Below are 24,039 nucleotides of genomic sequence, written 5' to 3'. Positions count from 1 at the left end.
CGGTAAAAGACGAAAAAATTGATGGCAACTTGATATATTAGTGCTACTTAATATTAATAAAGCTGAGCCAGTGCCGCCTTTATCTCAAATAACGCTTCCGCCTTTCCATAGCGGCGGTTACCTGCAGCAGGTCTCGAGCCTGAATAAGGGGTTACAACTGAACCTGAGAAGTAATGTTACTTTTTTTGTGGGCGAAAATGGCTCAGGTAAATCCACATTGCTGGAAGGTATTGCAGAGCAATGTGGATTTAGTTTAAGAGGTGGTAACCGTAACCACAATCTCAATACAGGCCACCGTTTTGATGGTTATGAATCTGCATTGGCTACATACCTGAAACTGCAATGGACACCTCGCCGCATCAGCGATGGCTTTTTTATGCGTGCGGAGAGCTTTTTTAATTTCGCCTCATACATTGATGATTTGGCGATGAGCGATCCAAGACTCATGCAAGCTTATGGCGGCCGACCACTGCATGAGCAATCGCACGGCGAATCTTTTCTGGCATTGTTCAATAATCAATTTAGCTCTGGCATTTACATTCTGGACGAGCCAGAAGCGGCTTTGTCACCAGCCCGTATATTGGCCTTCATGTCCATTATCCATCAGCTTGAACAAAGCGGCCGTGCGCAGTTCTTAATTGCTACGCACTCCCCTATTTTAATTTGCTACCCCAACGCTACCATCTATCAGTTTGATGATACCGGCGTACACGAAACAACCTATCAGGAAACAGAGCACTATACACTCACTAAATCTTTTTTAAACAATCCGGCATTGTACCTGCATCATCTTATGAACGGATAAGAGTTGTATTTTCGGCGCAAAAATGAATTATAATTAGTTTGCTTTAGCTACTACACCGGGCCTTATAATCTCGATTGATTTTATATTTTTGGCACCGCCTGCTATTGCAGTGTACTAACCCATTGTATCTGTCTTGATGAAAAAAATTACGCTCTCTGCCCTCCTGCTGTTGGCCGTGCAACCCATGTTTGCACAAAAAAGCCCGCTGCCCGCTTACAAAAACAAAAATGCTCCGGTGGAAAGCCGTGTGCAGGATTTGCTGCGCCGCATGACCTTGCACGAAAAAGTGTTGCAGCTTACCCAGGCAACCGCTGGCAGTAACAATAACGTGAATAATGTGGAGGCCAGTATTAAAGCTATACCCGATGCTATTGGCTCATTAATCTACTTCGGCTCCGATCCGGTTTATCGAAACCAGATACAGAAAAAAGCTGTAGAGCAATCGCGCCTGGGCATTCCTATTTTGTTTGGGTATGATGTGATACATGGCTTTCGCACCCTATACCCGGTTTCTATTGCCCAAGCCAGCTCTTTCAACACGGATTTAGCTTCACAGGCCTGTGCTGTTGCAGCTAAGGAGGCCAAGCTATCGGGTATCGATTGGACGTTCTCTCCTATGATTGACGTAGCACGTGACCCACGTTGGGGCCGGGTAATGGAAGGCTATGGTGAAGACCCATACACTAACGGCCGTTTTGCTGCGGCCTCAGTACAAGGTTACCAGGGCAAAAGTTTAACAGACCCCTACAGCATTGCTGCCTGCCTGAAGCATTATGTAGGCTATGGCCTATCTGAAGGAGGCCGTGATTATCATTATGCTGATGTATCACCGCAATCCATGTGGGAAACTTATTTGCCGCCTTACCTTGCAGGTATTAAAGCGGGCGCGGTAACCATCATGAGCGGCTTTAATGATATCAGCGGTACACCTGCATCGGCCAATTACTATACTTTAACAGAGATACTAAAGAACCGCTGGGGCTTTAAAGGGTTCGTTGTGTCAGACTGGGGTTCGGTTGAACAACTAATTCCGCAAGGCGTAGCTGCCGACCGTAAAGAGGCTGGCCAAAAAGCACTAATGGCCGGGGTGGATATGGACATGAGCGACCGTGTGTACCAGGAAAACCTGGAGCAGTTGGTTAAAGACAAAAAAGTAACCATTGCCCGTATTGATGATGCCGTGAAACGAATTTTGCGCATCAAGTTTCAGTTAGGCCTATTTGAACATCCATACACCCAGGAATTACAGGAGTCGCAACGTTACCTTCAACTCGAGAGCAGAGCGGTGGCGCAGAAAATGGCTGAAGAAACGATGGTGTTGTTGAAAAACAGCAATCAAACATTGCCCCTTAAGCATAATTTAAAGCAGATTGCGATCATAGGCCCAATTGCAAAAGACCAGGAAAACATTTCGGGTGCATGGAATGCCCAGGGCCGCCCTGCCGAAGCAGAATCTGTGTTTGAAGGTTTGCAAAAAGAATTTGGTAACGGAGTAACCCTCAATTACGCCAAAGGCTGCGATTTTGAAGGAAACGACCAGCAGGGTTTTGAAGCAGCTGCAGAAGCTGCACAAAAATCAGACGTTATTATTTTATGCCTGGGTGAAAAACGTGCCTGGACCGGTGAGAACACTTCACGTTCTACTATCGCCCTGCCCGCTATTCAGGAACAATTACTAACCCGTTTAAAAAGTACAGGCAAACCTATTGTTTTGATATTATCAAATGGCCGCCCGTTGGATTTATCGCAACTGGAGCCTAAAGCTGATGCCATTGTGGAAATGTGGCAACCTGGCATTGCCGGTGGTACACCTGTAGCCGGTATACTATCAGGCCGCATTAACCCCAGCGGTAAATTACCCATCACCTTCCCTATGTCTACAGGCCAGATACCAATTTACTATGATATGCGCCAAAGCGCCAGACCAAATTCAGGTAAATACCAAGATATATCTACCAACCCGCTGTATTGGTTTGGTTATGGCTTAAGTTATACTACCTACCAATACAGTCCGGTTAAACTATCCGCTTCAACTATTAAAAAGACCCAAAAGCTGGTGGCCGAAGTTGAAGTAGCCAACACTGGCAGCATGGCTGGTAAAGAAACCGTTTTGTGGTACATCAGTGATCCGGCAGCTTCTATTTCACGCCCGATGAAAGAGTTAAAATACTTTGAGAAGAAGCAAATTGAAGCGGGTAAATCAGTAGTTTACCGCTTTGAAATTGACCCAATTCGCGATCTGAGCTTTCCGGATGCCGATGGAAAAATGCATCTTGAGGCCGGTGACTTTTATATTCACGCTGGTGAACAAAAAATAAAATTCCAGCTTACGGAATAAGCGAATAACTTGTAAAACAACAAAGCCCTTGCAATTGAGCAAGGGCTTTGTTGTTAGCAGTAAAATTTATTACTACCAATCCATTTGGTACTAATACAATTAAGGAACTTTATAATACAAAACAAGCTTCGGATCCTGCCCTTGCGACTGGGCGGCATTATAGTTACCTGTAGCCACCACTGAATTATTGTTAGCTATTTGCGAAGTAATATTGGTAACACCACTTGAATATACCACAAAAGTAACCGTAGTGCCTTGCTGTATATCTGTAGCACCCGAGTAGCTATTGGTAGATGTGGTACCGGTGTAATATACATGCCCTGTATTGTTGTCGTATATCTGCACGTTCAGCGTCGCGGCTGCATCATATGCAGATGCGGTGAATTGTATAGGCACAGATTTATTCTCAATAGTATCTGGTGCCTTTATTGATTTTCGGCAACTGGTGAAACCAATTAACAAAAATAAAAGCAAGTAAATTCTATTCATAACAAGTTACATTCATCCTACGGGAGCAATAGATAAACGAAATATAAGCCTATTCAGTTTTAAAACAGGCAACACTACTATTAAATGTACCTGTTTATATTATTACTGGTTTGCGGTTAGCAGCGCAAATAGTAAGCTATTTTGTCTAAAAATTTTAACCCGTTGCTATACATCTTGCTTTTTAAGCTTTCATAAAAGCTCTGATCTCATCTGCTACTAACTTTACGTCAGACTGCTGCATGCCTGGCCATAAGGGTAAGCTCAGGCAAGTATCGGCTATCTCTTCAGCCACCGGGAAGCTGCCTTTACTAAATCCCAAATCTGCATAAGCACCTTGTAAATGGGGCGGAATTGGGTAATGGATGAGGCAGTTTATATTTGCATTGGCTAAATGCTTCTGCAATGCATCACGCTCCTGCAAACGCACTACATATAAGTGGTATACGTGTGTTGCACCGGGGGCAATTACAGGCAGGGTAAGTCCGGCAATGCCTTGCAAAGCTTCGTTATACCAGGCGGCAATCTGCTGGCGTTGCGCGGTCCACAGGGGTAAGTATTTAAGTTTTACTGATAGAAATGCAGCCTGGCATTCATCCAGGCGCATATTGTAACCAATTACCTCGTTATGGTATTTTTGCTGAGAGCCGTAATTACGCAGTGTAGCTGCCTGTTTGGCAAGTTCTGCATTGTTAGTGGTTACTGCACCTGCATCGCCTAATGCGCCCAGGTTTTTGCCCGGGTAAAAACTGGTGCCATTAATATGGCCCCAACTACCGGTAAGCTTTCCGTTGTAGCTTGCCCCTTGTGCCTGTGCGTTATCTTCAATCACATACAGGTTATGCTTTTCTGCCAGGGCCATAATGGCTTCCATCTCACAGCATTGCCCGTAAAGATGAACGGGCATGATGGCCTTGGTTTTAGGCGTAATTGCCGCCTCAATGCCAGCAGCCGTGATGTTATAAGTTTGCATATCCGGCTCCACAAACACCGGGGTTGCGCCGGTATAGGAAACGGCCAATGCTGTAGCAATGTAAGTGTTGGAAGGTACAATCACTTCGTCGCCTGTGGTAACACCTACAGCCCGCAAAGCAATGTGCAGGGCATCCAAACCATTGCTGATGCCTACACAGGCATTTACCCGGTTAAAGGCAGCATACTCTTGTTCGAAGCGCTCAACCGTAGGGCCTAAAATATACCTGCGCTGATCAAAAAAGCTTTCAAATGCCGCTAAAATCTCTGCCTTAATTTGTTGGTTCGAATGTTCGAATGATACGAAAGGAAGCATAGTAATAATATTAATCAATATCCGGGATTAACCCAGCGTTTTCCTGTAGTCTAAAAATTCCTGATAGTTTCTTAAATAATCATTTTCATTATATAAGCCTGATGCCAGAACCAGTACAATGGCACCAGAAGAAAAATTATGTAGTTCGCGCCACATACCAGGTTTTAAAAATAAACCAATATAAGGCCGGTTCAGGCTTACCGTTTTTTTATTTACACCATCGCTAATGCTGACATCAAAAGAACCACTGGCCGCAACGATTAATTGCTGCAAGTCTTTATGACCATGTGCCCCCCTGGATTCCCCTCCGGGAACATCATACAAATAATAAATCCGTTTAACTTCGAATGGAATATCAATCAGATTTTCCACGGCGGTTAAATTTCCTGTACGGTCTTTGTAACGATGCAGTTCGAGGGTGTAACAATCAAATACAGTATGCTTAGGCATGAATCATCTGTTTAAATTTCTCCCAATCCCTGATGTATTCATCAGGATTATAAAAGTTGTTGGTTACAATCAATGCCAGGGAATTGGTTGAAAAGTTTTGCATAGTTTTCCAGTGCATAGGAGGCAGGAACAAGGCTGTATAAGACCGGTTAAGTGAATATTTTTGTGCCTCGCGGCCATTATCCACTACAATATCAATACTTCCCGAAAGTGCAATAATCAGTTCACTGGTTTCGTGGTAAGCATGTCCTCCCCATGCCTCACCGCCTGGTACGTCATATATCCAATATACGCGCTTGATATCGAAAGGGATTTGATTGTTATTTTCTAAAAAAGATAAATTGCCTCTGTCATCCAGTATTTTCGGAAGATGTATCAAACAGGGATCGGGCATTTGCAAGGACATGTACTTTGAACCAGAATAGTTATTAAAAACTGCTGCAATTTAAAATTTATTCATAATAATACACTGGTAATACAACCTTATTTTATTCCACATGTGCAAATACTGGTTTAAATAATTGAATAATAGCCTTCTTTAAAACTATTAGTTTTAATCAAACCAAACTATTTTAGTTGCATTATATCTTAATATCTGTTTTAACTATAAACATAACACTGATGCAAATTACCACCATAAACCCAGCCAGCGGCACACCTCTAAAAACCTATACTTTACATACGCCCGAAGAAGTTGCAGCCAAGATTGAAGCTACGCATCAGGCATGGCAACAGTGGCAGCAATCCGGTTTTGAACAACGCAGCTTGCTTTTGAAACAAATGGCCCAGGTATTACAAAACCGCAAACAGGAACTGGCAGAACTGATGGCCAACGAAATGGGCAAACCAGTTGCACAAGGCGTAAGCGAGATAGAAAAATGCGCATCGGTTTGCACCTATTATGCAGATGATGCAGCGCAGCACTTAAAAAATGAAATCATAACCACAGAAGCCCAAAAAAGCTATGTTACTTATAAACCCTTAGGTGTTGTACTGGCTGTAATGCCCTGGAACTTTCCGTTTTGGCAGGTGTTCCGCTTTTTAGCGCCCGCTTTAGCGGCAGGAAACTGCGGTGTGCTTAAACATGCCTCCAATGTACCCGGATGCGCTTTGGCTATACAAGAGGTTGTGGAACAGGCCGGCTTTCCTGCTGGCGTCTTCCAAACTTTGTTAATCAATAGCAGTGCTGTAGAGGCCGTCATTGCTCATCCACACATTAAAGCGGTAACGCTAACCGGCAGCAACGCAGCCGGCTCGAAAGTCGCTCAAAAAGCCGGCGAACATATCAAGAAAACGGTAATGGAACTGGGCGGCAGCGATGCATACGTGGTACTTGCAGATGCTGATTTAGAATTAGCAGTAAAAACCTGCGTTGACAGCCGACTGATTAACAGTGGGCAAAGCTGTATAGCTGCCAAGCGCTTTATTGTGGTTAAAGAAGTAATACATCAGTTCACCGAACGCTTTGTTGAGATGATGAGGCAAAAGAAAGTAGGCGATCCGCTGAGTGCTGAAACAGAGGTTGGGCCACAGGCACGAATCGACTTGCGAGATGGTTTGCATGAGCAAGTGAAGAAATCGATTGAGTTAGGTGCCGAATGCAAATTGGGTGGTACCAACCTTAATGATGGCACGGCCTTTTATTCACCAACAGTGCTTACAAATGTACGAAAAGGTATGCCGGCATTTGATGAGGAACTGTTCGGCCCGGTTGCTGCTATCATTGAAGCGGCCGATGAAGAGGAAGCTATACAACTGGCTAACGACAACATCTATGGTCTGGGTGCAGCTGTGTTTACCCGCAACATTGAGCGCGGTGAACACATTGCGGCAAACCGGCTGGAAGCAGGTTCATGTTTTGTAAATTCATTGGTAAAATCAGATCCTCGCCTTCCTTTCGGAGGTATCAAACAATCCGGTTACGGGCGTGAACTGGGTGCACATGGTATCCGTGAGTTCATGAATGTAAAAACCGTTTATGTTAGATAAACGCTGCAGCTGAACTATGTAACATCCTGAAATACAATTTGCATTTCTTTAAAGTTAAACAGAACGCTTTATATCATTATACGTTTTGACGCTACCCTGACCTACCGCTTTTCAGCTCTTTGTAGTATATATGTATATTTGTAAAACAATGAGTAAGCACGGTAGAATTTTGGTAGCCATGAGTGGCGGTGTTGATAGTTCGGTAGCCTCCATCATGCTGCATGAGCAGGGTTACGAGGTGATCGGCCTTACCATGAAAACATGGGATTACGCCTCATCGGGCACCAACTCAAAAGAGACCGGCTGCTGTAGTCTGGATAGCATCAATGATGCCCGTGCACTTGCTGTAGGGTACGGTTTCCCTCATTATATTCTGGACATCCGGAACGAATTCGGCAATTTTGTAATTGACAACTTTGTGGATGAGTACCTGGCCGGCCGCACCCCTAACCCATGCGTACTTTGTAACACCCACATTAAATGGGAAGCTTTATTGAAACGCGCCGATAAACTGGATTGCGAATTTATAGCCACAGGTCACTACGCTAATATTCGCCAGCAAGATAATGGCCGTTATGTGGTATCAAAAGGCTTGGATGAAAATAAAGATCAGTCTTATGTGCTTTGGGGAGTATCTCAGCAAAACCTGGCACGTACCAAATTTCCATTAGGCAGCTTTACCAAGGCTGAAATCAGACAGATGGCCTTAGATATGGGACAAACCGAACTGGCCGGTAAAAGTGAGAGCTATGAAATTTGCTTTGTACCTGATAACGATTACCGTGCTTTTTTACGCCATAAGGTGGAAGATTTGGATGAGCGTGTTGGACCGGGTAATTTCATTTTATCAAACGGTAAAGTGGTGGGTAAACATCAGGGATATCCTTTCTATACCATCGGGCAGCGTAAAGGCTTGGGTATTGCCTTGGGGCAACCTATGTTTGTTACCCGTATAGATGCTGCCACCAATACAGTTACCCTGGGCACACAAGACGAGCTGGAGCGCAAAGAGGCCTGGATACGCAATGTAAACCTGGTGAAATACGAAAGCATCACTGAGCCGTTACAAGCCGTAACCAAAATACGGTACAAAGATGCTGGCGCACAAAGTACAGTTGTACAAATGGGCGAGCATGTGAAAGTTGATTTTGACCATCAGGTTTCAGGAATAGCGCCGGGCCAGTCGGCTGTATTTTATGAAGGCAATGACCTGCTGGGCGGTGGTTTTTTGATGTAATAAAACTGCACACATAGCGTTCATAATTTCTTAATCAAAACTTAATTTCTAAAAAATTTAGCAAATTTAAATCCAAATAAATTTGGGTTTGGCTTGGTTTGTGCTTTATTTGCAGAATATTTATCAGCATTAATGGCTAAAAATTTACTAATAGTAGAGTCGCCTGCTAAGGCGAAAACAATAGAAGGTTACTTAGGCAAAGACTTTGTAGTGAAGTCCAGCTATGGCCATATCCGCGATTTAAAAAAATCGGAGGATGCTATAGATGTTGAAAATAACTTTCAACAGAAATATGAGGTACCTGCTGATAAGAAGCATGTAGTTAACGAGTTAAAGAAATTAGCTAAAGATGCTGAAACGGTTTGGTTAGCTTCCGATGAAGACCGGGAGGGTGAAGCGATCTCCTGGCACTTATATGAAACCCTGGGATTGAAAGCTGACCGTACCAAGCGGATTGTATTTCATGAAATTACTAAGCCTGCTATTGTAAAGGCTATTGAAAACCCACGCCAGATTGATTATGATTTGGTAAATGCACAGCAGGCACGTCGCGTGCTTGACCGCCTGGTAGGCTTCGAACTGTCGCCAGTATTATGGAAGAAGGTAAAGCCTTCACTGTCTGCCGGTCGTGTACAGTCAGTAGCAGTACGCCTGATTGTAGAACGCGAACGTGAAATCACCAAATTTAAAGCTGAGGCTGCATTTAAAGTAGTAGCCCGGTTTGGCAAAGGCAAACAGGCTTTTGATGCCGAGCTGCCCGAGCGCTTCAGCAAACAGGAAGATGCTGAAAAGTTTTTGCAGGATTGCATTCAAGCTATCTATGAAGTAAAGTCACTGGAAACCCGGCCTTCAAAGCGTTCGCCCGCAGCGCCGTTCACTACTTCTACCCTGCAGCAGGAAGCCAGCCGAAAACTGGGCTTTTCGGTTTCCCGCACCATGTCGGTAGCGCAAAAGTTATATGAATCTGGTAAGATTACCTATATGCGTACCGACAGCGTAAACTTATCTGACTTGGCGCTGAACAGTGCCGCGCAGGAAATTGTAAGCGCCTACGGCAGCCAATACCATCAGCAGCGAAAATATAAAACCAAATCGGCCAGTGCCCAGGAAGCGCACGAGGCCATACGTCCTACTTACTTTAACCAGCACTCGGTTGATGGCGATGCAGCTGAAAAGCGTTTATACGATTTAATTTGGAAACGCGCCATTGCCTCGCAAATGAGTGAAGCGCAGTTTGAAAAAACTACTGCCAAGATCAGTATCTCAACCCGTAAAGAAGAGCTGGTGGCTAATGGTGAAGTGATGAAGTTCGACGGCTTTTTAAAAGTATACCTCGAATCGGTTGATGAAGAGGATGACAACAAAAATTCGGGTGAAGAAGCCATGTTGCCACCATTGAACAAAGGCCAGCAACTGGATTTAGAGCAAATGACCGCCACAGAGCGTTACTCTCGCCCTGCTCCGCGCTACACAGAAGCCAGCCTGGTAAAAAAGCTGGAAGAGTTGGGCATCGGCCGGCCATCTACCTACGCCCCTACTATTTCTACTATACAGAACCGTGGCTATGTGGTAAAAGAGGACCGCGATGGCAAAACCCGCAACTTTAAGGTGTTTACTTTAAAAGCTGGCGCCATACAAAAAGAAGAACGCACCGAGAATACGGGTGCCGAACGAGGTAAGCTGTTCCCTACAGATATTGGCGCAGTGGTAAACGATTTTCTGGTGCAGCATTTTGAAGGCATCGTTGACTACCATTTTACGGCCAACGTTGAAAAGCAATTTGACGAGATAGCACAGGGAATGAGCGAGTGGACAGAAATGATCCGCAAGTTTTATGATCCTTTTCATAAAGAGGTACAAAGTACAATTCAAACTGCCGACAAAGCCCGGGGCGAACGCGAACTCGGTGTTCACCCTGAGACCGGTAAAAAAATATCCGTCCGCATAGGTCGCTATGGCCCTTTCGTGCAGGTGGGAGATGCTGAGGAAGATGAAAAGCCACTGTATGCCAGCTTGCGCACGGGACAAATGCTTGAAACCATCACCCTTGAAGAAGCATTGGAACTATTCAAGCTGCCAAAGCTGGTTGGTACTTACGAAGACAAACCCATGAAAGCTGCCGTAGGCCGTTTCGGCCCGTACATCAGCCACAATAGCGCCTTTTATTCATTACCCAAAGGCTTGGACCCGTTAGATATTACTGAGGAGCAAGCCATTGACATTATTAACGAAAAACGCAAGCGCGATAGCGAGCGTATAATTAAGATATTTGAAGAGAACCCTGATGTAAAAATCCTGAACGGACGCTGGGGACCTTATATTGAATACGGCAAACAAAACGTTAAAATTCCTAAAGATAAAGACCCGCAAACACTAACGTTGGAAGACTGCAAAGCTTTGGCTGGAAATGTTGAACCTGCGTCTAAAACTAAAGCATCAGCAAAGGCTGCAGCTACAAAAAAATCTGCTGCAAAAAAAGCGCCCGCTAAAAAGGCAGCTTCCGGGAAAAAGTAATTTTTTCATATTTAAAATATTCATTAGTTTTACACGGGCTAACATCCAACGTGGCCCGTGTAACAACCTCCTTATCGTTAATGAATATTTCAGTTCCTGCATACAGGCGCCGGTTAATCCGGTTCTGTACAACAAGCGTCCTACTCTTACTATTATTATCTACATTTTCGTTTGCACAAACTTCTTCTGGCTCGTGCCCTTTAAATATTGGTTATGAGATGGGCAGTTTCCAAAACTGGCAGTGTTATATAGGCAGTACTTATAGTACTGGGATGACTAACGTAATCAATGTAACTCCAAGTAGCCCAATTAACGGTATACATGAAATTCTGACCGATAGTAAAAGAGTTGATCCTTACGGCGGCTTTCCACTGGCAGCACCCGATGGCAGTCATTCCATAATAAAATTGGGTAATAATGGTTCAGGTCAACAGGCCGAGCGTGTAACCTATGATTTTGTTGTACCCACCGGGCAAAACAACTTTGTACTTACTTATCAATATGCGGTTGTACTAGAAGATCCACAGCATACAGCTTCCGAGCAACCGCGTTTTACGGCTAAAGTACTTGACTTAAACTCAAACACGTATATTACATGTGCTTCATTCGATTATGTGGCCACTTCAAGCCTGCCCGGATTTAAAAGCGCTAATGGTGTAGTTTACAAATCATGGACGCCGGTAACCATTAATTTAACAGGTTATCAAGGTAAAAAATTGCGCCTTGAATTTACTACAGCCGACTGTACACAGGGCGGGCACTTTGGTTACGCCTACATTGATGTCAACGAAAACTGCTCGAATCTGATTACCGGTAACGTGTTTTGTGGCAATGCTAACAAAGTTACGTTGAATGGCCCTTTTGGTTACGACAAGTACAACTGGTACAACAGCGATAAATCAAAGTTGCTTGGCACCGGAAGTTCATTCACCTTCGCCACTCCCCCTGCCGATGGTACAATCATTAATCTGGACATCATTCCTTTTGCCGGCTACGGTTGCCCAACTTCAACAAGCACCGTTATGCAATATCAGCCTTTTAATTTTGTTGTGAATGCCCCCGCACCTGTTTGTTTTCCGTTAACAGTAGATCTGACTGACTCCAAGCTGGTTAAAATTGATGACCCGACCGCTACCATTACTTATTGGACGGATGCTGCCGGCACACAAGCATTATCAAACCCAAAGGCGGTTAGCGTGAGCGGTACTTATTACGTTAAGGCCAGTAATAAAACCGGTTGTGTATCTACACAACCCATGAACGTTGTAGTTAATGCCCTGCCCGATATAAAAATTACAGATCCGCCTCAGATTTGCCCGGTAGTAGCTATTGATTTAACCCAACCAACAGTAACCGCCGGCAGCACAGCCAACCTCATTTATACTTACTGGACGGATGCGGCCTGCACTAAAGCTTTGGCAAAGCCTGCTGCAGTAACGGTAACTGGTACGTATTATATAAAAGGCACCACATCATCGGGCTGTTTCACTATTAAGCCGGTTCATGTAAGCTTTTATACATTGCCTGTATTAAAAATTACCGATCCTGCGGCTGTATGTTATCCATCTACCGTTGATATTACAACTGCTGCTATCACCACCGGCAGCGATGCTAATTTAGTTTTAACATACTGGCTTGATGCACAAACTACTAAAGTTTTAAATACGCCTAACGCTGTACCTGCTTCGGGTACTTATTATATAAAGGCCACTAATGCTAACGGATGCGAAACAGTGCTACCGGTACATGTGGTTGTTAACCCTTTACCAAATTTGGTAGTTACCAATCCTGCAGACGTTTGTTTGCCGGCTACCGTTAATCTGTCCGCATCAGCTGTTACCGCTGGCAGTTCAAACGTTGCGCAGTTAACTTACTGGAGAGATGAAAAAGCAACAGTTCCATTATCTAACTTTAAAAGTGTTGCTGATAGCGGCTTATATTATATTAAAGCTACCACATCATTAGGATGCGAAACTGTTAAACCGGTGTTAGTAACAATACATAAGCTTCCGGTGCTTATTGTAACACCGCCTGCCAAATTGTATCAGCCCAGTACCATAAACATCACCTTGCCTGCCCTTACCACAGGCAGCTCGCCAAATTTAAAATTCACTTACTGGACCAGTACATCATTTACTACAAAAGTAGACCATCCGGAGGCGGTAGCTAAAACAGGTACTTACTACATTATGGCCGAAAACACATACGGCTGCACAAGTGTGGCACCTGTTGATCTGGTGCTTGCACCTATACCCAATATATTAGTTCCAAAAGCATTTACGCCCACGCAACTCACCAACTCAAAGCTTTATCCTTTTCTTGTAGGCATTCAGCAATTTAAGTACTTCAGAGTGTATAACAAATGGGGAAACATTGTTTTTGAAACTAAAGATGCTTCGGCAGATAAAGGATGGGATGGTGTTTATAAAGGCGCTATCCAGTTTATGGATACATTTACCTGGGAAGCCGAAGGGTATGATTATGTAGGCAATCTGGTTCATCGTAGCGGTAATTCCATTTTATTAAAATAACGATGATGAAAAGATTATATATTACTGCCTTCATTATCGCTTTATGCCAATGGGCTATTGCACAAGATCCACACTTCTCACAATATTTTGCTTCCCCTTTAAGTTTAAACCCTGCCAATACCGGTTTTTTCGATGGCAACGTGCGCATATCAGCCAATCAAAGAAACCAATGGTGGAACGTAGGTTACAAGTACTCAACCACCAGCCTGTCGGCAGATGCCAAAATATTAGCCAATTCAATTCCCGAAGATGATGTATGGGCTGTTGGTTTAAGCGGTTTGTTCGAGCAATCACTAAATGGCGCTTTGCAAAGCAATTATGTTTCTGCTTCAACAGCATATCACAAAAGCCTGGATTACCAGGGCCGGCAGACACTGGCATTGGGCATACAGCTTACATATTCAAACCTATATCTGGATTTTAACAGGCTCACTTTTGCTTCGCAGTTTAACGGGCAGGGGTTTGATCCATCTTTACCTGTTAATGTTAATTACGCTAACTCATCCAGCAGTTACATTGACTTACAAGCCGGACTGCTGTATGCAGCCCATTTGGAAAATGTAAATTTGTATGCAGGGGCATCCATGTACCACATTCCGCGCCCAAAACAATCATTATTTAACCCTGCCGGCAATTCGGTAGCTATACGTACAGCCTTTCATGCCGGTGGCGAAATCAATATCAGTCCACAGTCTTCCGTGCTGTTCAGCGGTTTGTATATGCAGCAGTCCACAGCGCGCGACAAGCTGATAGGCGCCGCTTATGGTTTTAAAAATAACAGCACTGATAATGCCGCCTTCAAGTTATACCTTGGCTTATGGACACGTTTGGAAGACGCACTCATTCCATACATTGGTGCCGATTATCAGAACTTCAGTTTAGGGCTAAATTATAGCAAAGCTTCAAATGGTAATTTAAATTATCAGCCTGAAACCTATGAGATATCTTTAATCTACCGTTTAGGCGCACATAACGCAGAGCCTCGCTGCCCAAGATTTTAGTACACTTATGAAAAGACTTATCTTAACCTTCTCTCTCTTTCTAACAATTGTTTGCTCGTTAAAAGCGCAATGTCATCTAATAACTACCACTAAAAGCGGGAAGCTGATACAAAGCACGCCTGAGCTGTATTTCTATGTGCGTACCCCGGCATCATACAGCGCAGTCAAAATGATCATGGTTAATATTACATCATCATCGGCTGCCCAACTCAAATTTAAATTGAGACTTACTACTGGCATCAATATCAAACCTATAGCATTTGGAGCAAAACTGGCGGATGGCTCAAATTTAATATTAACGATTAAGCACACAAAAAAATCTACAAATGACAATAAACGCATGGCTGATGACAATTTTGAAGCCAGTTTGACCAGTGCTGATGTAGACAAACTTCAAAATCTTCATGTTAAAAGCTGGCTGATTTTGAATTCACAAAACAGTATCATAAGCGAGATACCTGTAAATGACGAAAGGAACTTTCAGGAGCAACTGGCTTGCCTCTCTAATAAATCAAACTCATAGTTTAACAAAGTCGTGCTATCATTGTTATCTTCGCACGTTTAAAGAAAGATAACATCAATGTTAAAAGATATTCCTGATTATACTGTAAAAGACATCGCCATTGGCATAGCGCTCGAGAATGAAAGCATTGAAAGTAAGCTATGGTATGTGTACCTGATTAACCTTAAATATGAGCCGATTGAAAATGTTTTAATTACTTCAAAAGGCTATGGCGAAAAAGACGGTGAACAGGTAAAAACTTCTACCCTTCGCCACATGATTCCGGTGCTCGAAGGCCAGTCCAAAGCTTTAATAGAGCCCATTGATGAGCAAACTTTCGGCTTAACCAATGAGTATTGGCTTACTTACTATATTGGAAAGGAAATATATGATAAGAAATTCGTCTTTCTGCCCGAAAGTATCGTTGAGTCAAACTTTATAAAGCTGCCGGTGGTAAATAAGCCAGGCGTAATGATTAAATAAATAACAAAGGCAACTCAGTGAGTTGCCTTTGTTATTTATACTTGAACAGCCCGTATTTAATAATACACCATATAGCCCTTACACCATCCTGCCAGTTTATTTTCTTCCCCTCATCATACGTTCGGCCGTAGTAGGAAATACCTACCTCGTATAATCGCAATTTGGAGATACGTGCTATCTTCAATGTCACCTCCGGCTCAAAGCCAAAGCGTTGTTCGCGTAAATGAAGGCTTTGCAGCATTTGCGTATTGAACAGCTTATAACAAGTCTCCATGTCCGTAAGGTTTAAATTGGCAAACATGTTAGTTATAAAGGTGAGCCAGCGGTTGCCTATAGTATGCCAAAAGAACAATATGCGGTGTGGGTTATTGCCCATAAAGCGAGAGCCGTAAACCACATCGGCAAAGCCGTTGCAAACGGGGCGCAATAAGTCGTTATATTCTGCAGGGTCATATTCCAAATCTGCATCCTGAATGATGGTATATTCGCCGGTTGCTTTGGCAATGCCGGTATGCAGCGCTGCACCTTTACCTCTATTGTGCTCATGTTTGTAATACCGAATATTTAAATCTGGATGATTGCTTTGGTACTGCTGTATAACTTGTTCCGTACCGTCAGTTGAACAATCGTTTACGATGATGACTTCTTTCGCAATCTGATTTATAAGTTGTACTACTTTAATTTTATCCAAAATCAGATGAATAGTTGCTTCCTCATTATAGGCCGGAATGATGATGGAAAGCTTGGTAATATTCATAGGCAAATACGCAGATGGACGAGCAACTAATTAAATACCGAAAATACAAAATTATGGGTTCTACCTCCAAACGACAGCAACTTATCCACCATTATGCTTTAATCAGCATATTTTTAATATTTTTACCCGACTATTAACTGGCGATGCTTGAAAATTTGAATTTGCACAATGTAATGGTGCTGGACATTGAAACCGTTCCGCAGTACAGCAGCTTTGATGAGCTGTCGCCGTTGATGCAAAAACTTTGGGACGAAAAAACCCGAAAGCAACGCCAGCCAGATGAGTCACCAGCCGAGTTTTATCGCTGCGCCGGCATTCAGGCGGAGTTTGGTAAGATCATCTGCATTTCGGTAGGCATACTTACCAAAAATAAAGGCTTCCGGCTTACTTCTTTTGCTTCGCATGATGAAGGCTCGATGTTACAGAAATTTGCCGATATGCTGTCTAAGTGCCCGGCAAACCTGGTTTTATGCGGACATAATGCCAAGGAGTTTGACTTCCCTTACATTTGCCGACGCATGCTGGTTAATGGCGTAAAGCTGCCTGCCCAGCTGGATTTGTGCGGCAAAAAACCATGGGAAGTACAGCACCTGGATACCATGGAGCTATGGAAATGCGGCGATTTTAAAAACTATACTTCTTTAAATCTGCTGGCTGCTATCTTTGGTATCCCCACACCAAAAGATGATATTGACGGCAGCATGGTGGCTGATGTTTACTGGGTAGACAATGACCTGAACCGTATTTGCACCTACTGCCAAAAGGATGTGATTACCACTGCGCAGGTTTTAAGACGTTTCAGAGGTGAAGAACTGATGCCCGAAGATATTATTGACATTGTACCCGCATAAATGCTGAAGGTTGAAAATCTTGATATCAGGTTTCTATCCGCCGAAGGCAATTACCATGCTGTAAAAAACATTTCATTTCAAGTTAAAAAAGGCGAAACGCTAGGCATTGTGGGTGAGTCGGGCTCGGGTAAATCTGTTACCTCACTGGCTGTTATGCGCCTGCACAATCCGGCCACTACTCAAATTACAGGTCATATTTACCTGAACGATCAGGATTTGCTTGGTTTGAGTGAAAAGCAGATGCAAAGCATCCGTGGCAACCGCATAGCTATGATTTTTCAAGAGCCCATGACCTCCCTTAACCCGGTGCTTACCTGCGGTTACCAGGTGCAAGAAGCTTTACTCACTCATCAATCTATCTCCAAAAAAGCCGCCCGACAAGCGGTTGTTGATTTATTTAATGAAGTACAGCTCCCCCGCCCCGAGTTAATGTACAAAAGTTACCCTAACCAATTATCTGGAGGACAAAAACAGCGGGTAATGATTGCCATGGCCCTGGCCTGCAATCCGGAGTTGCTGATTGCTGATGAACCTACCACCGCCCTTGATGTAACTGTACAAAAAACTATTATTGAATTGCTCCTGAAGTTAAAAGCAGAGCGCAATATGAGCCTGATTTTTATCTCGCACGATATCGGCGTGATTAGCGAAGTGGCCGACCGCGTGATGGTGATGTACAAAGGCGAATGTATTGAAGAAAATGAGGTAGAAGAATTGCTGACCCACCCGCAGCACCCTTATACCAAGGGTTTGCTGGCTTGCCGTCCATCGCCTGCCATACGTTTGAAAAAGCTGCCTGTTGTAGCCGACTTTTATCAAACGGACAACAGCGCGACAACGGATGTGCAACAGGTGTTACAGCAACATTTATATCCCGAAAATGAAATTTACGAACGACGGTCAAAGCTATATCAAGCACCTCCCCTGCTTCGCGTGAGCAACTTGTGTACCTGGTACCCGGTTAAACAAGGATTGTTCGGAAAAGCGAAAGACTATATTAAAGCAGTAAATGAGGTAAGCTTCGACGTTTATCCCGGTGAAACATTGGGTTTGGTCGGCGAATCTGGTAGTGGCAAAAGCACCTTAGGCCGAAGTATACTGCGCTTAATGGAACCCACATCGGGCCAAATTCAATATAAGGGCACCGATTTGCTGAAATTAAAGTCTAACGAATTGAGAAAAATGCGCCGAAATATGCAGCTCATTTTTCAAGACCCTTATTCTTCCCTCAACCCACGCATTACGGTAGGCCGGGCCATAATGGAAGCATTACAAGTTCATCGGCTGTATGATAATGATACCCAGCGCAAGCAAAAAGTGCTGGACATGCTTCAGCGGGTAAACTTGTTACCCGAACATTTCAACCGATATCCGCATGAGTTTTCAGGCGGACAGCGGCAGCGTATCGTTATCGCTCGAGCGTTGATACTTCAGCCCGAGTTTTTGGTATGTGATGAATCAGTTTCGGCTTTAGATGTTTCGGTTCAGGCGCAGGTACTCAACCTGCTAAAAGAACTGCAAGCCGAGTTTCAACTCACTTATATCTTCATATCGCATGATTTATCAGTAATCAAGCACATCTCTGATCGGGTGATTGTATTGAACAAGGGGCAGATAGAAGAAAGCGGCTATCCGGATGATATATATTATCATCCGCAAAAAGCGTATACACAAAAACTGATTGCCTCTATTCCGGGTTATACAATATAGTAAAGCTATATTGCATTACAACCTGATGGCGCATGCGTATTAGATTCACTTGCGATGTGTATATTAGCCACACAATCTATTTATGTCGAAAAGAAAAAGCAATAATAATTCTTTTAAGCAAGTACTCTCGCAGTTGGTGCTCGGTGTGTTCGAGCAGCATGGCAGTAAAGAGCCGCTTAATTATATTCAGGTATCTGCAAAACTCAATATTAGTGACCAGGAATCGAGGGCCATTATTGATGAGATACTGAAAGAAGAGCATCAGAAAGGCACTTTAAAAGAAAGTAGCCGGGGCAAATACCAGCTGCATGAAATGAAAACTTTTGTGGAAGGCCGGGTAGACATGACTACCGATGGTTCTGCCTTTATTATAACCGATGACGAGGCTGAGAGTGATATCTTCATTGCTCCTCGTAAACTGCGCACTGCTTTGCACGGCGACCGAGTGAAAGTTTACGTATATGCCAAAAGCAAAGGCCGCCGAAAAGAAGGTGAAGTGACTGAAATCATTAGCCGGGCCAAAATGGAGTTTACCGGTATCGTCAAGGTTTCCGATCGCTTTGCCATCTTCGTACCCGACGATCGCAAGATGTTGCACGATATTTTTATTCCGGCAGATGGCCTTAACGGTGCAAAAAACGGTGTAAAAGCAGTGGCCCAAATCACCGATTGGCCGCCGGGCGCAAAGAACCCTATCGGCCGTATTAAAAACATACTGGGTGCACAGGGGGAGAATGATACCGAAATGAACGCCATCCTGGCTGAATATGGGTTCCCGCTTTCTTTCCCTAAGGAAGTTGAAAATGAAGCTGAGGCGATTTCAGATATCATAACTGAGGAAGAAATTGCCAAAAGGCGGGACTTTCGTCAGACCATCACATTTACTATTGACCCATATGATGCCAAAGATTTTGACGATGCTTTATCGTTCAAAATGTTAAAAAATGGCAATTATGAAGTAGGTATTCACATTGCTGATGTGGCGCATTACATCATTCCGGATTCCGCTTTAGACAAGGAAGCTTATGACCGTGCAACATCTGTTTATTTAGTTGACCGCGTAATACCGATGCTACCAGAGCGCCTGTCGAACGGTTTGTGTTCTTTGCGCCCACATGAAGACAAACTTTGCTTCGCAGCTGTTTTTGAATTGGATGAGGAAGCCCAAATTGTAAACGAATGGTTTGGCAAAACCATTATCCACTCGGATCGCCGCTTTACTTATGAAGAAGTACAACAGGTAATTGAAACACAACAAGGCGATTTTCAAACCGAAATAGAAAAGCTGAACGAACTGGCACACAAGCTGCGCTACCGTAAATTTAAAAACGGTGCCATCAGTTTTGAAACACAGGAAGTGAAGTTTAAGCTGGATGAGCAGGGCAAACCTATCGGTGTGTTTGTAAAAGAACGCAAAGATGCCCACAAGCTAATAGAAGATTTCATGTTGCTGGCCAACCGGAAGGTGGCCGAATTTATAAGCAAAAAAGGTAAAGGTAAAAAGAAGTACACCTTTGTTTACCGCGCACACGACGCACCCAACCCAGAAACTCTGGGTAATTTTGCTCAATTCGCTGCCCGTTTTGGGTATCGCATTAATATGAAAAGCGACCGCGAAATTGCGAAATCGCTCAATCACTTAATGACTGATGTTGAAGGGAAAAAGGAACAGAATGTACTAACGCATCTGGCTATCCGCTCCATGGCTAAAGCCATTTATACTACCAAGAGCAGCAGCCACTATGGCCTGGCTTTTGACCATTATACCCACTTCACTTCTCCTATACGCCGTTACCCCGATGTGATGGTGCATCGCTTGTTGCTGCATTATTTGGAAGGTGGCCAGTCGGCCAATGCTGAACATTACGAAGTTTTGAGCAAACATTGCTCTGAAAAGGAAAAGAAAGCTGCAGATGCTGAACGTGCCTCAGTAAAATATAAACAGGCCGAATACCTGCAGGACCATATTGGCACAGTGTATGCCGGCGTAATTTCGGGCGTCACCGAATGGGGTATGTATGTGCAGATTACCGAAAACAATTGCGAGGGCATGATTCGTTTACGCGATATTTCGGACGATTTTTACACTCTGGATGAGAAGAACTATGCCATCATTGGTCAGCGCAAAAAGAAGGTGTATCAATTGGGCGATGAGGTGCAGATTAAAGTAAAAAACGTAGATTTAACGAAAAAACAGATTGACTTCACTTTGGTGCAAGACCGCTAACAAACTGCACTTTGCAATCTGTTCCTTTATATGAATACTGTAAAAGATTTTCAGATCCTGATTAACAAAGCCGTTGGTGAGTTAGGTTTTCCCTTACAGCCAGCCGAGTTATATGAGCCGATTACCTACATACTTTCGCTTGGCGGCAAACGCATGCGCCCTGTATTGCTGTTAATGGCTTGCGAACTTTTTGGCGGCGATGCCCAAACCGCTGTATCACCTGCTTTAGCTATTGAAGTGTTTCACAATTTTTCGTTGGTGCACGATGATATTATGGATAAAGCGCCATTGCGGCGGGGCAAAACTACCGTGCATGAAAAATGGAACCAGAATATCGCTATCCTTTCCGGAGATGTGATGCTGGTGGAAGCCTACAAACTCATCATGCAGGTGGAAGATCATCTCTTACGCCAGGTGCTTACTATATTCAATAATACTGCTGTTGGCGTTTGTGAAGGCCAGCAATATGATATGAATTTTGAGCAAACCGCTGATGTAAGCATTGATGCCTATTTGAACATGATCCGGTTAAAAACGGCTGTGCTATTGGGTGGCGCTTTAAAAATCGGTGCGTTGATTGGTGGCGCATCTGAGCAGGATGCCGATTTACTGTGCAACTTCGGTGAACACCTGGGCGTAGCTTTTCAGCTTCAGGATGATATTTTAGATGTGTACGGCGACCCTGAAAAGTTTGGTAAGCAGGTAGGAGGCGATATCTTAGCTAACAAAAAAACCTTTTTATTAATAAAAGCCTTAAAGTTAGCCAAAGACAAACAGGCTAACCAACTCAATTACTGGCTAAACGCCGGCAACTATGATGCAACCGAAAAGGTAAGCGCTGTTACCAGTATTTACAACGATTTGGAAGTTAAGCAACATGCTGAGCAAGCTATGCAAGCTTACACTGATAAGGCTTTTAAAGCTTTAGATCAAATACAGTTATCTGCCGAACGAAAGCAATATTTACATGATTTTGCAGATAGCTTGATGGTGAGAGAAAATTAGTGCCTAAACTATAATATTTTTAACCTTACAATATCCCAATTTCCAATCAATGAAATATTTATTTTTTACAGGGCTGATTATTATAATCAATTCATTTTCTACACAAGCACAGGTAGGAGACACAAGCCTTAACCAACCCGCGGTGAAACTTCCTAAAGAAGTTTTTACTCCTGTTGAAATTATGGCTGAACCTCGTGGCGGTATGGATGTATTCTTTCAATACATTAATCGAAATACAATGTGTCCTAAAAGTGCTAAAGACAACAATATTGTAGGAAAAGTTATCGTAGCTTTTACAGTTGAAAAAGACGGAAGCTTAGATGATATAAAAGTTGATAAAAGTTTATCTTTTGATACAGATGCCGAAGCTATAAGGCTAATCAAAATATCTCCAAAGTGGATTCCGGCTTCCCAAAATGGAAATCCGGTACGGGTGCGGTTCAAAGTACCGATACAATTCCCACCCAATTTATAAACATAAAAGGCTTGCATTAAATAATGCAAGCCTTTTATGTTTATAAAGAAAGCTTAAAAATTAAGCTACTACTTCTTCGCTATCAGTTGCGGTTTCAGTGGCAGGAGCCTCTTCAGCTACAGGAGCTACAACAGCTTTACCGTTAGTTGCTTTTTTAGCAGCGGCTTCAGATTGTGCTGCTACAACCGGAGCAACTTCTTGCGCTACTTCAGCACCCTCGAAAGGTAATACTGAAACGTAAGAGCGGTTATCAGCTTTTTTGCGGAACACTACCTGGCCGTCGATTAAAGCGAACAGGGTGTGATCACGGCCGATACCTACGTTCTGACCTGGATTGTGTTTGGTACCACGCTGACGAACGATGATGTTGCCTGCAATAGCTGGCTGACCACCGAAAATTTTGATACCTAAACGTTTGCTATGCGATTCGCGGCCGTTCTTGGAACTACCCGCACCTTTTTTGTGTGCCATTTTCTATCAGTGTTTTTAACGAAGCTTAAGCTTCAACGTTTAACCTTAATTATAATGTAATACCAGTAATTTCAATCTTGGTGAACTGCTGGCGGTGACCGTTTTTCTTTTTGTAGCCTTTTCTTCTTTTCTTTTTGAAGACTAAAACTTTATCACCTTTTACATGAGACACGATTTTGGCAGAAACTTTAGCGCCGTTTAAGTCAGCACCTAATTTGAAGTTACCTTCGTTTTCAGCCAATAATACTTTGTCAAATTCAATACTAGCGCCCTCATCTCCCTGTAAGCGGTGTACAAAAAGATACTGGTCTTTTGCAACTTTAAATTGCTGTCCGGCTATATCTACTATTGCGTACATTGTTGTTAAATAATTATGTTGTTAAAAATTTGAGGTGCAAAGATATTCATTTAAATACTGAAAAACAATAGCCCGGTTAATTTCCTCTGGACTCTGCTTCATTTAATATTTTTTGAATTTCTTTGATTAATTGCTGGTTGGCATCTTTCAGTTTAGTATCACCGTTAAACGTAGGTTCATAGGTTACCGTTTTGCTTTTACGCTGGTAATTAAACTGTATATAAAAACGCGGCACCTTACGGCCATTAATAGATGTAGTATCGCCGGTTTCATCCGACGGGAAGTTCCAAAAACCTAAATCGGCCGCTTTGCGGTGCAGGTACAGCAAATCATCTTTCTTTAAAATAGCTTTTGATTTGATGATCGAATCACGGTTGTTTAAATATTGATAATCACCGGTTAAGGAGTTGTACTGGTTCAGCAGGGTATCACCTGTACCATAGCGAAACTGGATGGATTTAAACTCAGAGAATTTATAGGGCGCGTTTCCAATCATCATGCTGTAATAGTATACGCAATACAATAAAAAAGGAACAGCAATGGTGAGGATAATAAATATCT

At 43.2% G+C, this 24,039-nt stretch carries 22 protein-coding genes; 14 read left to right on the top strand and 8 right to left on the bottom strand.

Annotated features, from left to right (window positions below; translation table 11 throughout):
- Positions 1 to 70: 70 nt before the first annotated feature.
- Together ACYVNW_RS04335 and bglX are read left to right on the top strand one after the other, a co-directional pair.
- Complete coding sequence (locus ACYVNW_RS04335; RefSeq protein WP_460678617.1) at positions 71 to 805, top strand: AAA family ATPase; 735 nt, start codon at positions 71 to 73, stop codon at positions 803 to 805.
- 136 nt (positions 806 to 941) lie between these two features.
- Positions 942 to 3,143, top strand: coding sequence for a beta-glucosidase BglX (gene bglX / locus ACYVNW_RS04330; protein WP_460678616.1), 2,202 nt, complete (start codon positions 942 to 944; stop codon positions 3,141 to 3,143).
- Between the two features lie 99 nt (positions 3,144 to 3,242).
- On the opposite strand, the gene ACYVNW_RS04325 is transcribed toward bglX, so the two are convergent.
- The 4 genes from ACYVNW_RS04325 to ACYVNW_RS04310 form a co-directional block, all read right to left on the bottom strand.
- Positions 3,243 to 3,632, bottom strand: coding sequence for a hypothetical protein (locus ACYVNW_RS04325; protein ID WP_460678615.1), 390 nt, complete (start codon positions 3,630 to 3,632; stop codon positions 3,243 to 3,245).
- A 181-nt stretch (positions 3,633 to 3,813) separates the two neighbouring features.
- Positions 3,814 to 4,917, bottom strand: a complete 1,104-nt coding sequence (locus ACYVNW_RS04320) for a DegT/DnrJ/EryC1/StrS family aminotransferase (RefSeq protein WP_460678614.1) — start codon at positions 4,915 to 4,917, stop codon at positions 3,814 to 3,816.
- Positions 4,918 to 4,944: 27 nt separating this feature from the next.
- On the bottom strand, positions 4,945 to 5,367 hold the full coding sequence (locus ACYVNW_RS04315; RefSeq protein ID WP_460678613.1) for a sugar 3,4-ketoisomerase: 423 nt from the start codon (positions 5,365 to 5,367) through the stop codon (positions 4,945 to 4,947).
- On the bottom strand, positions 5,360 to 5,761 hold the full coding sequence (locus tag ACYVNW_RS04310; protein ID WP_460678612.1) for a sugar 3,4-ketoisomerase: 402 nt from the start codon (positions 5,759 to 5,761) through the stop codon (positions 5,360 to 5,362). Before ACYVNW_RS04310 ends, ACYVNW_RS04315 begins: the two co-directional genes overlap by 8 nt.
- A 227-nt stretch (positions 5,762 to 5,988) precedes the next feature.
- Between ACYVNW_RS04310 and ACYVNW_RS04305 the strand changes: the two genes are divergently transcribed.
- From ACYVNW_RS04305 to ACYVNW_RS04275, 7 genes are all read left to right on the top strand, one after another.
- Positions 5,989 to 7,356, top strand: coding sequence for an NAD-dependent succinate-semialdehyde dehydrogenase (locus ACYVNW_RS04305; RefSeq protein ID WP_460678611.1), 1,368 nt, complete (start codon positions 5,989 to 5,991; stop codon positions 7,354 to 7,356).
- Between the two features lie 148 nt (positions 7,357 to 7,504).
- A complete protein-coding gene (gene mnmA / locus ACYVNW_RS04300) occupies positions 7,505 to 8,593 on the top strand; it encodes a tRNA 2-thiouridine(34) synthase MnmA (RefSeq protein ID WP_460678610.1) in 1,089 nt (362 codons plus the stop codon).
- A 132-nt stretch (positions 8,594 to 8,725) separates the two neighbouring features.
- Positions 8,726 to 11,107 carry a type I DNA topoisomerase gene (gene topA / locus ACYVNW_RS04295; protein ID WP_460678609.1) on the top strand — a complete coding sequence of 794 codons (2,382 nt, stop codon included), beginning with the start codon at positions 8,726 to 8,728 and terminating at the stop codon, positions 11,105 to 11,107.
- Between the two features lie 272 nt (positions 11,108 to 11,379).
- Positions 11,380 to 13,638 (top strand): hypothetical protein, encoded by a 2,259-nt coding sequence (locus ACYVNW_RS04290; RefSeq protein ID WP_460678608.1) that lies wholly within the window; start codon positions 11,380 to 11,382, stop codon positions 13,636 to 13,638.
- A gap of 2 nt (positions 13,639 to 13,640) precedes the next feature.
- The gene (locus ACYVNW_RS04285) at positions 13,641 to 14,639 is read left to right on the top strand and encodes a PorP/SprF family type IX secretion system membrane protein (RefSeq protein ID WP_460678607.1); all 999 of its coding nucleotides are present in this window, start codon (positions 13,641 to 13,643) and stop codon (positions 14,637 to 14,639) included.
- Between the two features lie 7 nt (positions 14,640 to 14,646).
- Positions 14,647 to 15,162 (top strand): hypothetical protein, encoded by a 516-nt coding sequence (locus ACYVNW_RS04280; RefSeq protein ID WP_460678606.1) that lies wholly within the window; start codon positions 14,647 to 14,649, stop codon positions 15,160 to 15,162.
- 57 nt (positions 15,163 to 15,219) lie between these two features.
- Positions 15,220 to 15,624 carry a hypothetical protein gene (locus ACYVNW_RS04275; protein ID WP_460678605.1) on the top strand — a complete coding sequence of 135 codons (405 nt, stop codon included), beginning with the start codon at positions 15,220 to 15,222 and terminating at the stop codon, positions 15,622 to 15,624.
- 31 nt (positions 15,625 to 15,655) lie between these two features.
- Here ACYVNW_RS04275 and ACYVNW_RS04270 read toward each other — a convergent pair whose 3' ends face one another.
- A complete protein-coding gene (locus ACYVNW_RS04270) occupies positions 15,656 to 16,381 on the bottom strand; it encodes a glycosyltransferase family 2 protein (protein ID WP_460678604.1) in 726 nt (241 codons plus the stop codon).
- A 143-nt stretch (positions 16,382 to 16,524) separates the two neighbouring features.
- Here ACYVNW_RS04270 and ACYVNW_RS04265 point away from each other — a divergent pair, with 143 nt between their 5' ends.
- The 5 genes from ACYVNW_RS04265 (at position 16,525) to ACYVNW_RS04245 (ending at position 22,649) form a co-directional block, all read left to right on the top strand.
- Positions 16,525 to 17,232, top strand: a complete 708-nt coding sequence (locus ACYVNW_RS04265; protein ID WP_460678603.1) for a 3'-5' exonuclease — start codon at positions 16,525 to 16,527, stop codon at positions 17,230 to 17,232.
- Complete coding sequence (locus ACYVNW_RS04260) at positions 17,233 to 18,942, top strand: ABC transporter ATP-binding protein (RefSeq protein WP_460678602.1); 1,710 nt, start codon at positions 17,233 to 17,235, stop codon at positions 18,940 to 18,942.
- 82 nt (positions 18,943 to 19,024) lie between these two features.
- On the top strand, positions 19,025 to 21,169 hold the full coding sequence (gene rnr / locus ACYVNW_RS04255) for a ribonuclease R (protein WP_460678601.1): 2,145 nt from the start codon (positions 19,025 to 19,027) through the stop codon (positions 21,167 to 21,169).
- 30 nt (positions 21,170 to 21,199) lie between these two features.
- Positions 21,200 to 22,174: a polyprenyl synthetase family protein gene (locus ACYVNW_RS04250; protein ID WP_460678600.1), complete on the top strand. Its 975-nt coding sequence runs from the start codon at positions 21,200 to 21,202 to the stop codon at positions 22,172 to 22,174.
- Between the two features lie 49 nt (positions 22,175 to 22,223).
- On the top strand, positions 22,224 to 22,649 hold the full coding sequence (locus ACYVNW_RS04245) for an energy transducer TonB (RefSeq protein WP_460678599.1): 426 nt from the start codon (positions 22,224 to 22,226) through the stop codon (positions 22,647 to 22,649).
- Positions 22,650 to 22,709: 60 nt separating this feature from the next.
- Here ACYVNW_RS04245 and rpmA read toward each other — a convergent pair whose 3' ends face one another.
- The 3 genes from rpmA to ACYVNW_RS04230 all read right to left on the bottom strand — a co-directional run bounded on the left by rpmA (position 22,710) and on the right by ACYVNW_RS04230 (position 23,977).
- Positions 22,710 to 23,120, bottom strand: a complete 411-nt coding sequence (gene rpmA, locus ACYVNW_RS04240) for a 50S ribosomal protein L27 (protein WP_460678598.1) — start codon at positions 23,118 to 23,120, stop codon at positions 22,710 to 22,712.
- Between the two features lie 49 nt (positions 23,121 to 23,169).
- A complete protein-coding gene (rplU, locus tag ACYVNW_RS04235; protein ID WP_460678597.1) occupies positions 23,170 to 23,478 on the bottom strand; it encodes a 50S ribosomal protein L21 in 309 nt (102 codons plus the stop codon).
- Between the two features lie 76 nt (positions 23,479 to 23,554).
- The gene (locus tag ACYVNW_RS04230) at positions 23,555 to 23,977 is read right to left on the bottom strand and encodes a hypothetical protein (RefSeq protein ID WP_460678596.1); all 423 of its coding nucleotides are present in this window, start codon (positions 23,975 to 23,977) and stop codon (positions 23,555 to 23,557) included.
- Between the last annotated feature and the right edge of the window lie 62 nt (positions 23,978 to 24,039).

It is taken from the genome of Mucilaginibacter koreensis, from assembly GCF_054783355.1.
Note: the sequence above shows the minus strand (reverse complement) of the source record. Positions and strands in the feature narration are given on the sequence as shown.